The organism is Corynebacterium argentoratense (genome assembly GCF_021491455.1).
In the GTDB taxonomy this organism is placed as follows: Bacteria; Actinomycetota; Actinomycetes; order Mycobacteriales; family Mycobacteriaceae; genus Corynebacterium; species Corynebacterium argentoratense_A.
In genome coordinates, this window is sequence record NZ_JAKETN010000002.1 from 220,467 (window position 1) to 233,224 (window position 12,758).

Here is a 12,758-nt window from a genome sequence, read left to right on the forward strand (position 1 = left end):
CCCAAGGCTACATCACATGAACAACGCCATTCACCCACCCCAACGCACCCCCTTCAACCTCCCCGACTTCCCCTGGGACAGCATCGCAGACGCAAAAAAACTCGCCTCCGAGCACCCAGACGGACTCATCAACCTCTCCGTCGGAACCCCCGTTGACGATGTAGCCCCCTCCATCCAACTCGCCCTCGCCGAAGCAGCCGCAATCCCCGGCTACCCCCAAACCATCGGCACCCCCGAACTCCGCACAGCCATCGCCGAGGCCATGCACCGCCGATACAACATCGGCCCCCTCACCGACGACGAAATCCTCCCCGTCATCGGCACCAAAGAAGCCATCGCCAACCTCCCACATCTCCTCGGAATCGGCGCAGGCCACACCATCGTCATCCCCGAAATTGCCTACCCCACATACGAAGTAGCCGCACGCATCACCGGCGCCAACGTCGTCCGCGCAGACTCACTACTCCAACTCGGGCCCACCACGCCCACCCTCATGTTCATCAACACCCCCTCCAACCCCACAGGCAAAGTCCTAGGACGCGACCACCTACGCAAAGTCGTCCAATGGTGCCAACAACGCGGCGTCATCCTCTGCTCCGACGAATGCTACCTCGGCCTCAACTGGAGCGATGAAAAAGCCCACTCCATCCTTGACGACGAGATCTGCGACGGCAACCACACCGGCCTCATCGCCATCCACTCGCTGTCAAAAACCTCCAACATGGCCTCCTACCGATCCGGCTACCTCCTCGGAGACCCCGCACTTATCGCAGAACTCCGCGAAGTACGCAAACACGCGGGCTTCATGATGCCCACCCAAATCCAACACGCCACTATTGCTGCCCTAGGCGACGACGCACAAGAACAAGCACAACAACTCCGCTACGCACAACGCCGAGCCATCCTCACCCGCGCAATCCTCGAAGCAGGCTTCACCATCGACCAATCCGAAGCCGGGCTCTACCTCTGGATCACCCGCAACGAAAACTGCCGCGACACCCTAAACTGGTTCGCCCAACGCGGCATCCTCGTCGCCCCTGGCGACTTCTACGGCCCCAAAGCCCACAACCACATCCGCATGGCACTCACCGGCACCGACAAACAAATCGCTCAAGTACCCCAACGACTCCAAACCAACCCCTAAGGCACCCCACAACCATGCGCCAGTTCATCAAGTTTGGACTCGTCGGCGGCTCAGGCACCCTCGTCAACCTCATCGCCACCATCATCTTCACCAAACTCACCCTCTGGACCGCCGGCCACACCCCAGCCGACCCCTTCCTCACCCTCCTCGGCACCCAATTCCACCTACGCTGGTACCACATCATCATGACACTAGCGTTCCTCACCGCCAACACCTGGAACTACCAACTCAACCGCGTCTGGACCTTCAAAGCCGACAACCGCCAAAGCTGGTTCCGCGAATTCTTCCCCTTCCTCGCCACCGGAATCCTCAGCTACATCGTCTCCCTCATCGTCGCCACCCTCCTCATGAACCCCCACTCACCCCTCCACCTACCCAGCCACATCTTCGACGACACCACCGGACTCCGCACCAAATTCTACTGGGCCAACCTCATCTCCATCCTCGTCGCCATGCCCGTCAACTTCCTCGTCAACAAATTCTGGACATTTAAAGGTAAGCCCGTCGTGTAGGTGATTTGGCGGGGCGATAGACGCTCACTCACTAGGCTTCGCCGGCGCGCAATCGCGTGCTGGCTGCAGAATTCGTTCGTGAGCGTCCATCGCCCCGCAGATCCATTCGTTGAGCTTTTCCTCGCGCCACCTGTGGCGGGGGCCTGCAGAATCGTTCGCGTGCACACCTTCACTCCCTTGCTTACTACCACACGCTTACCCACCTAGTAGTGCCAGGGGAGTACGCAAAAGCGGGGCGAAGGCACCCTGCCCTCGCCCCGCTAAAACACAGCCGCACTAGTTAGCGTGCAATGCCTCATTCAACGCAACCGCAGCGGACTTCCACGCCACAGCCTCAATAGCACCAGACACCGAATTACGGCGGAACAAAATATTCGACGCGCCAGACAACTCAGCAGCCTTCACCGCATCGCCATCCTGCAAACTCAAAGCCTCAGCGACGCCGCCACGAACCAAAACCTTCGAACCAGCAGTCACATACAAACCAGCCTCGACCACGCAGTCGTCACCCAGCGAAATACCGCAACCCGCGTTGGCGCCCAGCAAACAACGCTTGCCGATGGAAATAACCTCTTTGCCGCCACCAGACAGCGTGCCCATAATCGAAGCGCCGCCGCCGACATCCGAACCATCATCCACAACAACACCGGCAGAAATACGGCCCTCAACCATCGAGCTACCAAGCGTGCCAGCATTGAAGTTCACAAAACCCTCATGCATCACGGTGGTGCCCTCAGCCAAGTGCGCACCCAAACGGATACGGTCGGCGTCACCAATGCGCACACCCGAAGGCATCACGTAATCAACCATGCGGGGGAACTTATCCACCGAATACACCGTCACAGGTCCGCGGGCCTGCAGCTTCGCGCGCGTGACCTCAAAACCCTCAACCTTGCACGGGCCAAAGTTCGTCCACACCACATTGCTCAGAAGACCGAACACACCATCAAGGTTCGCACCATGAGGCTTGACCAAACGGTGCGACAGCAAGTGAAGGCGAAGGTACGCGTCATAAGCATCAACAGGAGCAGAAGACAGATCAGCAGAAGTCGTCGCAATAGCAACGCGAGAAACCCCACGGTCAGCGTCTTCACCGACCAGAGAGGCCAACTCGGCAGGAGCATCAATACGTTCGGTGCCAGCCGAGGACGAACCCTCGCGGAGCTCCGGTGCGGGGAACCAGCAATCCAGCACGGTTCCGTCGGAAGTTACAGTCGCGAGCCCAGTAGCGTATGCAAAAGTCATGGGGTTAAACATACCAGCCTATGTAACCACGTCAGCGGCCTGCTTGTTTCGGCTGCCAGGAGCCAAGAATGACGCCGCGATCAACACCACTGCAAGCACCGACACCGCGATGATCTGCATGCGTGCCCCGGGGTCAGACAGCATCAGGATCAGCAAGGCAATCAGCATAGCGACAGTGACCCACGAAAGGACGGGGAATCCCCACATCTTCACACGAAGTTCACCTTCTGCCTCAAGTTCACGGCGAAGCTTAATCTGCGACAGGGCGATCATGAACCAGATGACCATCAAACAACCACCGACAGCATTAAACAGGATCGCGATCAGCTCTTTTTGATCAGACAGCTGCAAACCGACGGACAGGAAAGAGAAGAACACCGACAGCAACACCGCGGGAATCGGGACGCCGTGCTTATCAGTCCGGCCAAACCACGCGGGAGCGTCACCACGCTGAGCAAGCGAATACACAAAGCGGGAGGTGCCATAGATTTGGGCGTTGAACGCCGACAACAAAGCCAGCACAATGATGGCCTCCATGAAACCCACCACGCCAGGCACGTGTGCCATGCCGAGGATCAAAGTGAAGGGAGAATCGGCTGCACTGTCAGCCCCACCGATCGACCCGTAGGGCAGCAAGAAGCAAATGACAACAACAGCGCCCAAGTAGAACAAAGAGATGCGCCAAATGACAGAACGCACCGCAGTTTTAATGGACTCAGAAGGCTGCTCAGATTCTGCAGCAGCGATGGTGACGATCTCAATACCGCCGAAAGCGAACGCCACAGCCAACAAACCAGCCGCCACGCCGCTAATGCCATGGGGCATGAAACCATGATCGCCAATGAAGTTGCTCAAACCTACCGGGCTGCTGCCAGGCCACAAGCCAAAAATAAGCAAAGCACCAATAACAAGGAAGAGTGCAATGACAGCAACCTTGATGAAAGCAAACCAGAATTCGAACTCGCCGAAGCCGCGAACACCGGCGAGGTTAATGATGGAAAACAGCACCACACACACCAGGGCGGGAATCCAGGGGGCAACCCCGAACCACTGAGCCATGATTGCGGACGCGCCAGTAATTTCGGCGCCCATCACCATCGTCAGCATGAACCAGTACATCCATCCAAGCATGAAGCCAGCCCAGTGGCCGAAAGCCATCTGGCCATAGGTGGAAAAAGAACCGGAGGCTGGACGGGCAGCAGCCATCTCGCCCACCATCTGCATAACGAAGACGACAATCAGGCCAGCAAAAATGTAGGCGAGCAAAATCGCAGGGCCAGCGACCGAAATACCTACGCCGGTGCCGAGGAACAGGCCGGCGCCAATCGCAGAACCCAATCCCATCATGGTGAGATGTCGGGTTTTTAACCCTTTACCCAGTTGTGTCGAGTCCGTAGTCATACAGTAAATGTAGCGAACCTGTTGACTATTTGAAGAACCTTAACTCCCAAACGGGGGTGCTAAGCAGGCACAGGGCGAACCACCGGAGTAGAAGCGCCAGCCTCAACCGCAATCGACCAATTACTTTCCCCAGACAGCACCGATGCAGGCAGAACCCGACCTGCACGATCGCCACACGCGGCGTCATCACTAAAGAGCAACGGGGTATCCGCATCAATCACCACGTTGTTACCTAAGGAACAATTATCACCAAAACGAACACCAAGCAGCCCGGAACTTACCCCCAAAGTGCAATTCTTCCCGATGCTCATCGGAATGCGCGTGCCGTGCTCGTCTCGCGGCGCCATCAACGTAGCGGACAAACCAACCCGAGTGCCCTCGCCGACCATGATGCCGTAAGACAAACGCCCCTCGATTTTCGCAGCACCAAAAGAACCCGAATTAACGCTGACAAAACCCTCACGCAACACGCGCGTGCCAGGAGCCAAATACGCCCCCAAACGCACACGCTCAGCCTCCGCGATCTGCACACCCGAAGGCACAACATAATCAACCATGCGCGGCAACTTATCGATCGCATACACGTGAATCAGGCCGCGAGAACGCAAAGACGTGCGCACAAACTCGAAATTATCAGGCATGCACGGGCCTTTGTTCGTCCACACCACCGTCTGCAACAGGCTAAACATACCGTCCATATTGATCTCCTGCGGACGCGCCAAGCGATGCGACAGAACATGCAGACGCAGATACACATCGTGTGCATCACGCGGCGGCTCAGCCAGCGACGTGATCGTGGTGCGCACCGCCACCTGCTCGATCATGCGATCCTCGTCGAGCTTGACCAACGACAACATCTTGGAGCTCAACGCATGCGCACCCAAACGCGTGGTGCCAGCAACATGGCCACCATCGCGGACCTCCGCAGCAGACAACATCGTGGGGTGCGGAAACCACGTATCCAACACAGTTCCATCCAAGGCGATATTGGCAATACCAATGGCCGTAGCACCAAGATCGGAAGGGATAGCATGCAGGATCGGGTCAGGGGCGCTCATGACACTCAAGTTTACTAGGCGCCATCGCGGACACCGCAGAGCAGTCGGTCGCTAGGGTAGTGGTGTGAACTCCGCAACTAGCACAGACAACAATCAACAGCTCCCGCGTCTCACACTCGACGACACGGCCGTAACCCTCACCGAACAGCTCGTCGATATAGCCAGCCCCTCCCATAACGAGGCCACCATCGCCGACGTCGTAGAATACTCCCTGCGCAACCACTTCGACGGGCGCGACTGCCCAGTCGAGATCCACCGCTTTAATAACAACGTCATCGCGCGTACCAACTATCGGCTACCGACCCGCGTGATCCTCGCAGGCCACCTGGACACCGTCCCGATCGCCGACAATGTCCCCAGTCACCGAGAGACCGCCACCGTCGACGGTCAAGCACAAGAACAAATCTGGGGCTGCGGCAGTGTCGACATGAAAAGCGGCGACGCCGTGTTCCTCCATGCTTTCGCAACCCTCGCTGACGGCGGCCTACAACGCGACGTCACCCTTATCTGTTACGAGGGCGAAGAGGTCGCCAGCCGCTTCAACGGGCTGGGGCATATCGCCGAGCAGCACCCGGAATGGCTCGAAGGCGACGTAGCCATCCTGGGCGAACCCAGCGCGGCGCGTATCGAAGGCGGCTGCCAGGGGAGTATCCGGCTGAGGATCACCGCGCATGGGACGCGGGCGCATTCGGCGCGAGCCTGGATGGGGCTCAACGCCATGCATCTTCTGTCACCGGTCATCGGCCGCGTTGCTGCCTATCAGCCCGCCACCGTCGATATCGATGGGTTGACGTATCACGAAGGCCTCAACATTGTGCATTGCGAATCCGGGGTGGCAACCAACACCATTCCCGACGAGGCCTGGATGTTCGTCAACTTCCGTTTCGCGCCCAACCGCACCGTCGACGAGGCGCTGGCACACATGCTTGAGGTACTGGACTTGCCCGAGGGCGTGTCCTACGACATTGATGACGCCGTGTCTGGCGCACTGCCCGGACTATCTGTTCCGGCCGCGCAGGAACTGATCGACGCCACAGGCGAGGCACCCGCCCCGAAGTTTGGGTGGACGGATGTGGCTCGTTTCTCTGAGCTTGGTATTCCCGCCGTTAACTTCGGCCCGGGCGACCCAGCGCTGTGCCACAAACGCAACGAGCACTGCCCGGTGTGGATGATTGAGCGGGCATCCCAGGTGATCCTCGACTACCTCGGTGGTGCCAGGTAGATAGCACCCCCACTGTGCGGCGATGACGCTACTGTGGTGGACATGAGCGACAAACAAAGAGCGGCAGTCAGTGCCCAGCGCGTGATGCGCGGCCCCGTGTTGGTTCGGTCCGAAGGCAAGCAGCAGTCCACCGCAGACAGTCGACTGTTGGATAGTCAGAAGGATACCGACTGGCTGCACTCCGATCCGTGGCGTGTACTGCGGATCCAAAGCGAATTTGTCAACGGCTTTGGCGCACTGGCTGAAATGCCCCCAGCTGTCACCGTGTTCGGTTCGGCGCGCATTGGTGAAGGAAAATTCTATGATCTTGGTCGCGAGTTGGGTCAGAAACTCGTGCGCGCTAACTATGCGGTGATCACCGGCGGCGGCCCAGGCCTGATGGAGTCGTCCAACAGGGGAGCGTTGGAAGAAGGCGGGCTCTCTGTTGGGCTGGGCATCGAGCTACCCCACGAGCAGCATCTCAACGACTTTGTGGAGCTCGGGCTGAACTTCCGCTACTTCTTCGTCCGCAAGACGATGTTTTTGAAATATAGCCAGGCGTTTGTGTGCTTGCCGGGTGGCTTCGGCACTCTCGATGAGCTTTTTGAGGCCCTGTGCATGGTTCAGACCGGAAAGATCACGCACTACCCAATTGCGTTGATCGGCACCGAGTTTTGGGGTGGGTTGGTCGATTGGATTAAAGATCGATTGGTTGCCGAGGGAATGATCAGTCCGGATGACACTGATTTGTTCATTGTGACCGACAGTGTTGACGAAGTTGTAGATCACATTACCCAGGCTCATGCTGACCTGGATCGCTAGAGACAGCTACACTTGGTAGAGGTTGGGCTTCGGGTTCACCGGAGCCGATTGCGCCGCGTACGCCGTGTGCACCGTGCACACGCTTTATCTTAGGAGTGCATTTATGGCCGCTATGAAGCCCCGTACTGGCAATGGCCCGATGGAGGCCGTCGAAGAGGGTCGCAAGATCGTTATGCGTGTTCCCACTGACGGCGGTGGCCGCCTGGTCATTGAGATGAATAAGGAAGAAGCGGGGGAGTTGGGCGCGTTGCTCACTGCTGTTGCGGAGAGCTAGAACACCCAAGTCGTGGCCGTCGTTGTAGGATGGCTAGCATGCTGACCGACATCATCGACGTGCTGGCCGACCCTACCGACGGTTCTTCTTTGCGTATCGCCGACGACGGCACACGCATCGTGTCGGACACCGGCCATAGTTACGATATTGCCCGCCAAGGCTATGTGACTCTCGCAGGGGGCGAGGGCCTTCGCTATTCGGGTGATGACGCCGCGATGATCGCGTCGCGCGAAACCTTTCTGTCCCAGGGGCATTTCGCTCAGTTTGTTGAAGCCATGACGGCGAACGTTCACACGGCGCTGGATTCTCGTGAGAGCACTAGCGGTGATACTGATGACGATACACCGGTGACCTTGTGCGAAATTGGTGCCGGTACTGGCTACTATTTGGCCCATTCCTTGGATGACATCATGGGCAGTCGCGGCGTCGGGATTGATATTTCCGTCCCGGCAGCAAAGCGTTTGGCCCAAAGCCACCCACGCGTGGGCGCAGTGGTGGCTGATGCATGGTCCAGGCTGCCGATTGCTGACAACAGCGTTGATGTTGTCACCGTGGTGTTCGCACCCCGCAATGCCCAAGAATTCGCCCGCATTCTCAAGCCTGGTGGGCAGGTCGTTGTCTTGACCGCAGACACTGGCCACCTCGGCGAGCTACGTGAGCCGCTGGGGATCATTGACGTGGAAAAAGGCAAAGTCGAGCGCATGATTCAACAAGCCAGCGGGTTCCTCACACCAGTGGGGGAACAGGAAAACGTGGAATTCACCATGTCCCTGGACCAGGCTTCTATCGCCGCCCAAATTGGCATGAGCCCCTCCGCCCGGCATATCCACCCGGAGGTCCTGCAGGAGCGCATTGCGGCTCTGCCCGCGCACATGGATGTTACAGCCAGGGCCTGCATCACCCGCTTCGAAGTGGCCTCCTAAGACCCTACGGGCCTTGGGTGGGGGATAACTCGTAACAGCGCTCCACAGCAGCGCTGCCGAACGTCTTGACCGCGAAGGACTGGAAGCCGCCGTCAAAGTACACGCGGCTAGCTAGGGTGGCGACACCACCATCGGCGAAAACCTCCACAGTGGAGCCATCGACGATGATCGTCAGGGAATCGGAAGAACTCCCGTCCAAGGGGGCGACCGCTGGGTCGTCCCCTTCATGCTTGGGATTCATCGAACGGTCAACCATTACTTCCGTTGCCGTGTGGCTGATTCGTGCTGCGGTAGCCCCCGCGGCGTCAACAAGATCAACCGTGACACTCGCGGCAGGGGAGCTGAACACTTCGGTGTGCTCCGCCGTCGCATCCAGATCGATCAGGCCCATCCACCCATGCGCCCGGTATGACTGCTCGATCGCCTGAGCCAGACCCGGCATAGGCGTTTGATAGAGAGTGCCGTCCTGCAATGTGGTGCGACGCGGCAGAGACAAGCAGTTCGCCCACCCCTCCGACTGCATACTCAGCTGAGTCGTCGGATTGTCATAGCGACCCACACCATTCATCGAACCAAACAACACCGCAGTCTCAAATAACTGCGAGCCAATCGTATTGGTGTTTCGGGGGCGGGTGAAGTCATGGCCATAATCGATACGGCGGAAAGGCTTCGACACCTTAAAAACCGTCCCATCCAGCTTGCCCACCATATAGCCCGACACATCCACACCATTGTGCTCAATCGTTGCAACCAGCACCTCCCAGATGCCGCCCACAACCTCGTCTTTAAGACGGATGATCCGCGGAGCAACCAAGTCGGCATCCGTCCCAGTATCGCCCTCGAAGCGAAGCGGCCCACTGAGTTGCCAATCATAAGCATCGTCAGAACGAGCAACCACCAGCTGCGGATGATCCACCGGGCCACTCACCGCCAACATGTTCCATCCCCCATGTGGATCCTCAACCACACAGGGGGAACGAAAAGCCATCTCTGGTTGGTCTTCGAACAGTCTGCTAACGAAGCTAACGTGCTGATCGACCTGGCTCGCCTCATCGGAGACATCAACCGTCGTCTCCGCAAGATCGCTGATTTCTGCAAGATCAATGAAGCAATTCTCGCCGTCACCGTTAGGCTCCACAGCGGTGTAGAACAACAAGACCTTATCGCCTACCGCAACCACGGACCCAGCTCGCAAGCGAGACTGGGAACCACTAGGCGCGAGCACATCGTCGCAAATATCCCACGCGTAGGGCGAACCTGATGACACCTGGTGTGCCCATCGGCTTGGGCCGCCCAGCTGGGGCTGAAACTGGTGGAACATGTGCCACACATGCCCATCGGTCAGCACACCCGCAGGTGCATTCAACACGCCGATCTCGGGAGTGACGTGAAGTTCGGGCCGAAGGGGGGTGTAGCTCATGAAGACTCTTCCACTGGACAAACAGTTGACTAACGCCACCAGGATAGTGAAAAACTCCCGCCAGGGTCGTGCCGGCGGGAGTGAAGACGGTAAGAACCGCTACATTAAGCTCGAATACAGCTCGACTGTCTGAGCCGCGATCGAAGACCAAGAAAACTCGTCGATCGCGCGTTGACGCCCAGCGGCGCCAAACGCCGTGGCCTTCTCAGAGTCACCAACCAACAGGTTGACCTTCTCCGCCAAGCCACGCTCGAATTCTTCCGCGCGGGTAGCGTCGTGCTCCGCAGCAGCGTCATAGTGCACCAACAATCCCGTCTGCCCATCAACAACAACCTCGGGGATACCGCCGACATCAGACGCCACCACAGCAGTAGCGCAGGCCATCGCTTCCAAATTGACGATGCCCAAAGGCTCGTAAATCGACGGGCATACAAACACATCGCTGGCGGTGAGGATCTCTTGAATCTTTGGCTTATCCAGCATTTCCTGAACCCAGAACACACCGTCTCGCTGCGATTGGAGCTGTTCCACGAGCGCGGTCGTTTCCGCCGCAATCTCGGGAGTATCCGGGGCGCCGGCGCACAGCACCAATTGCACACCCGGAGCGAAATGCGCCGCAGCCTTGATCAAATGGCGCACGCCCTTTTGCCTTGTGATGCGACCAACAAAGCACACGATTGGGCGAGTGGGATCCACGCCCAGTTCCTGCAGAACAGAACCCCCGGCGGCCGCAGCCTCGTCGAACGTTGGCCTCGGCTGCCACAGCTGAGTATCAATACCATTCAAGATCACATGCACTTTGTCAGGAGATACCCGAGGGTAGGCCTCCAGCACCGAACGCTTCATACCTGAGCTAACAGCCACGATAGCGTCGGCATATTCCATCGCATTGCGCTCCGACCAGGAAGAAACCTCATAGCCCCCACCGAGCTGCTCCCGCTTCCACGGACGATCAGGCTCCAGAGAATGAGCAGTCACAACATGCGGAATGTCGTACAATTTGCCGGTCAAATGCCCAGCGAGACCCGCGTACCACGTGTGGGAATGCACGACGTCAATACCCGGAACACCCGGCGCATCACCAGGATGGCTGATGGTGCCTGCAGCCGTCGCCATTCGCAGACCCGTAGACAACGTTTGCAGGGAAGCGTTGGCATCCGCCAAAGCAGGATCAACCCCGTGAACATACACATCGGCTTCGTCCCTGGGGGATCCGACGCAATGGACATCAACATTGATCAACTCGCGCATATGGCGGACCAGCTCCGCGATATGCACCCCGGCCCCACCATAAATCTCCGGCGGGTATTCCTTCGTCATCATTGCAACTCGCATAGTTTCTAACTTAGTCCCCAAACCCCAATGACATGGGCGAACCTGCATCCTGCAATGTGATCAATACCCTTTATGGGTGTGATATTGACGGGTAGTTCTAGGCATTTGTGAATTTAGCGGGCGAAAAAGGGGCAGTAGTAATAAGTTGGAACATGTGAGAAGCCAACCACACGTTCTAGCAATTGTCCTCGCAGGTGGTGAGGGTAAGCGCCTTTTCCCGCTCACTGCGGACCGGGCCAAGCCTGCAGTGCCCTTTGGGGGAACCTACCGCCTCATTGATTTCGTTCTTTCCAACCTTGTCAATGCCGGCTACATGCAGATCTGCGTGTTGACCCAATACAAGTCGCACTCCCTTGACCTTCATATTTCCTCCTCCTGGCAGCTGTCGGGCCTCGCCGGTCAATACATCGCACCAGTTCCCGCGCAGCAGCGACTCGGAAAACGCTGGTTTACCGGCTCTGCCGACGCCATCCTGCAGTCACTGAACCTCATCTCCGACGAAAACCCCGATTACGTCATCGTTTTCGGCGCAGACCACGTCTACCGCATGGACCCCAAGCAGATGGTGGATGAGCACATTGCGTCCGGAGCATCCGTGTCAGTGGCCGGCATTCGTGTGCCACGTGACGAGGCCGGCGCTTTCGGATGCATCGAATCCGACGACGAGGGCAACATCACCAGCTTCGTGGAGAAGCCGGAGAACCCACCGTGTACCCCGGACGACCCGACGATGACCTACGTATCGATGGGTAACTACGTGTTCACCACCAAAGACCTCATCAAGGCCCTTAAAGAAGATGCCGATAATGAGAACTCCGAACACGATATGGGCGGCGACATCATCCCCTACTTCGTCTCCAAGAACGCAGCTCACGTCTATGACTTCATGAGCAATGATGTCCCGGGCGCGACCGAGCGCGACAAAGGCTACTGGCGAGACGTCGGCACCATCGATGCTTTCTACGAAGCTCATATGGACCTCATTTCCGTCCACCCGGTGTTTAACCTCTACAACCGCTCTTGGCCCATCCACAATCGCGACGATGGCAACCTGCCCCCTGCAAAGTTCGTGGCCGGTGGTATCGCGCAGTCGTCCATGGTGGCCTCTGGATCCATCATTTCTGCGGCTACAGTGCGTAACTCTGTGGTGTCCAACAACGTCATCGTTGAAGAAGGCGCCACGGTTGAAGGTTCAGTCCTGATGCCCGGTGTGCGCATCGGTAAAGGTGCAGTGGTGCGCCACGCCATCCTCGACAAAAACGTCGTGGTATCCGAAGGAGAATTCATCGGAGTCGACTATGAACGCGACGCCCAACGCTTCAAGATCAGCCCCGGCGGCGTCGTATGCGTAGGTAAAAACGAAGAAGTCTAAGCACGCACAACAAACGGCCTTCGTGGTGGCAACACAACGAAGGCCGTTATC

Annotated in this window: 14 protein-coding genes; 8 read left to right on the top strand and 6 right to left on the bottom strand. The window is 58.0% G+C overall.

Annotated features, from left to right (window positions below; genetic code table 11):
• Positions 1 to 16: 16 nt before the first annotated feature.
• Both dapC and L1C91_RS03520 read left to right on the top strand, forming a co-directional pair.
• Entirely contained in the window at positions 17 to 1,144 is a 1,128-nt protein-coding gene (gene dapC / locus L1C91_RS03515; protein ID WP_234858042.1) for a succinyldiaminopimelate transaminase, read from the top strand.
• Positions 1,145 to 1,158: 14 nt separating this feature from the next.
• The gene (locus L1C91_RS03520) at positions 1,159 to 1,656 is read left to right on the top strand and encodes a GtrA family protein (protein ID WP_234858043.1); all 498 of its coding nucleotides are present in this window, start codon (positions 1,159 to 1,161) and stop codon (positions 1,654 to 1,656) included.
• Positions 1,657 to 1,680: 24 nt separating this feature from the next.
• Here the strand turns inward: L1C91_RS03520 and L1C91_RS03525 are convergent, their stop codons facing one another.
• The 4 genes from L1C91_RS03525 to L1C91_RS03540 form a co-directional block, all read right to left on the bottom strand.
• Positions 1,681 to 1,821, bottom strand: a complete 141-nt coding sequence (locus L1C91_RS03525; protein ID WP_234858044.1) for a hypothetical protein — start codon at positions 1,819 to 1,821, stop codon at positions 1,681 to 1,683.
• Positions 1,822 to 1,932: 111 nt separating this feature from the next.
• Positions 1,933 to 2,901 (bottom strand): 2,3,4,5-tetrahydropyridine-2,6-dicarboxylate N-succinyltransferase, encoded by a 969-nt coding sequence (gene dapD / locus L1C91_RS03530; protein WP_234858045.1) that lies wholly within the window; start codon positions 2,899 to 2,901, stop codon positions 1,933 to 1,935.
• Positions 2,902 to 2,919: 18 nt separating this feature from the next.
• Positions 2,920 to 4,302 carry an amino acid permease gene (locus L1C91_RS03535; RefSeq protein ID WP_234858046.1) on the bottom strand — a complete coding sequence of 461 codons (1,383 nt, stop codon included), beginning with the start codon at positions 4,300 to 4,302 and terminating at the stop codon, positions 2,920 to 2,922.
• Positions 4,303 to 4,361: 59 nt separating this feature from the next.
• A complete protein-coding gene (locus L1C91_RS03540) occupies positions 4,362 to 5,360 on the bottom strand; it encodes a DapH/DapD/GlmU-related protein (RefSeq protein WP_234858047.1) in 999 nt (332 codons plus the stop codon).
• Positions 5,361 to 5,424: 64 nt separating this feature from the next.
• Here L1C91_RS03540 and dapE point away from each other — a divergent pair, with 64 nt between their 5' ends.
• The 4 genes from dapE to L1C91_RS03560 all read left to right on the top strand — a co-directional run bounded on the left by dapE (position 5,425) and on the right by L1C91_RS03560 (position 8,580).
• Positions 5,425 to 6,582: a succinyl-diaminopimelate desuccinylase gene (gene dapE, locus L1C91_RS03545; RefSeq protein ID WP_328219577.1), complete on the top strand. Its 1,158-nt coding sequence runs from the start codon at positions 5,425 to 5,427 to the stop codon at positions 6,580 to 6,582.
• A 42-nt stretch (positions 6,583 to 6,624) separates the two neighbouring features.
• Positions 6,625 to 7,383, top strand: coding sequence for a TIGR00730 family Rossman fold protein (locus L1C91_RS03550; protein ID WP_234858048.1), 759 nt, complete (start codon positions 6,625 to 6,627; stop codon positions 7,381 to 7,383).
• 103 nt (positions 7,384 to 7,486) lie between these two features.
• Positions 7,487 to 7,657: a DUF3117 domain-containing protein gene (locus L1C91_RS03555; protein WP_020976042.1), complete on the top strand. Its 171-nt coding sequence runs from the start codon at positions 7,487 to 7,489 to the stop codon at positions 7,655 to 7,657.
• Positions 7,658 to 7,695: 38 nt separating this feature from the next.
• Positions 7,696 to 8,580 carry a methyltransferase domain-containing protein gene (locus tag L1C91_RS03560; RefSeq protein WP_234858192.1) on the top strand — a complete coding sequence of 295 codons (885 nt, stop codon included), beginning with the start codon at positions 7,696 to 7,698 and terminating at the stop codon, positions 8,578 to 8,580.
• 4 nt (positions 8,581 to 8,584) lie between these two features.
• Here L1C91_RS03560 and L1C91_RS03565 read toward each other — a convergent pair whose 3' ends face one another.
• Positions 8,585 to 10,000 (bottom strand): glycoside hydrolase family 32 protein, encoded by a 1,416-nt coding sequence (locus L1C91_RS03565; protein ID WP_234858049.1) that lies wholly within the window; start codon positions 9,998 to 10,000, stop codon positions 8,585 to 8,587.
• On the opposite strand from L1C91_RS03565, the gene L1C91_RS09405 reads away from it, so the two are divergent.
• The gene (locus L1C91_RS09405) at positions 9,999 to 10,133 is read left to right on the top strand and encodes a hypothetical protein (RefSeq protein WP_268836297.1); all 135 of its coding nucleotides are present in this window, start codon (positions 9,999 to 10,001) and stop codon (positions 10,131 to 10,133) included. The genes L1C91_RS03565 and L1C91_RS09405 overlap by 2 nt on opposite strands.
• Here L1C91_RS09405 and glgA read toward each other — a convergent pair.
• Positions 10,100 to 11,335 (bottom strand): glycogen synthase, encoded by a 1,236-nt coding sequence (glgA, locus tag L1C91_RS03570; protein ID WP_234858050.1) that lies wholly within the window; start codon positions 11,333 to 11,335, stop codon positions 10,100 to 10,102. The two genes, L1C91_RS09405 and glgA, sit on opposite strands and share 34 nt — an antisense overlap.
• A gap of 154 nt (positions 11,336 to 11,489) precedes the next feature.
• On the opposite strand from glgA, the gene glgC reads away from it, so the two are divergent.
• Complete coding sequence (gene glgC, locus L1C91_RS03575; RefSeq protein ID WP_234858051.1) at positions 11,490 to 12,707, top strand: glucose-1-phosphate adenylyltransferase; 1,218 nt, start codon at positions 11,490 to 11,492, stop codon at positions 12,705 to 12,707.
• The last annotated feature ends 51 nt before the right edge of the window (positions 12,708 to 12,758 follow it).

Coding starts and splice junctions, on each gene's coding strand:
- L1C91_RS03565 (WP_234858049.1), bottom strand. CDS start 10,000: ATGAGCTACACCCCCCTTCGGCCCGAACTTCACGTCACTCCCGAGATC.
- L1C91_RS03540 (WP_234858047.1), bottom strand. CDS start 5,360: ATGAGCGCCCCTGACCCGATCCTGCATGCTATCCCTTCCGATCTTGGT.
- glgA (WP_234858050.1), bottom strand. CDS start 11,335: ATGCGAGTTGCAATGATGACGAAGGAATACCCGCCGGAGATTTATGGT.
- L1C91_RS03520 (WP_234858043.1), top strand. CDS start 1,159: ATGCGCCAGTTCATCAAGTTTGGACTCGTCGGCGGCTCAGGCACCCTC.
- L1C91_RS03550 (WP_234858048.1), top strand. CDS start 6,625: ATGAGCGACAAACAAAGAGCGGCAGTCAGTGCCCAGCGCGTGATGCGC.
- L1C91_RS03535 (WP_234858046.1), bottom strand. CDS start 4,302: ATGACTACGGACTCGACACAACTGGGTAAAGGGTTAAAAACCCGACAT.
- L1C91_RS03555 (WP_020976042.1), top strand. CDS start 7,487: ATGGCCGCTATGAAGCCCCGTACTGGCAATGGCCCGATGGAGGCCGTC.
- L1C91_RS09405 (WP_268836297.1), top strand. CDS start 9,999: ATGAAGACTCTTCCACTGGACAAACAGTTGACTAACGCCACCAGGATA.
- dapD (WP_234858045.1), bottom strand. CDS start 2,901: ATGACTTTTGCATACGCTACTGGGCTCGCGACTGTAACTTCCGACGGA.
- L1C91_RS03560 (WP_234858192.1), top strand. CDS start 7,696: ATGCTGACCGACATCATCGACGTGCTGGCCGACCCTACCGACGGTTCT.
- dapC (WP_234858042.1), top strand. CDS start 17: ATGAACAACGCCATTCACCCACCCCAACGCACCCCCTTCAACCTCCCC.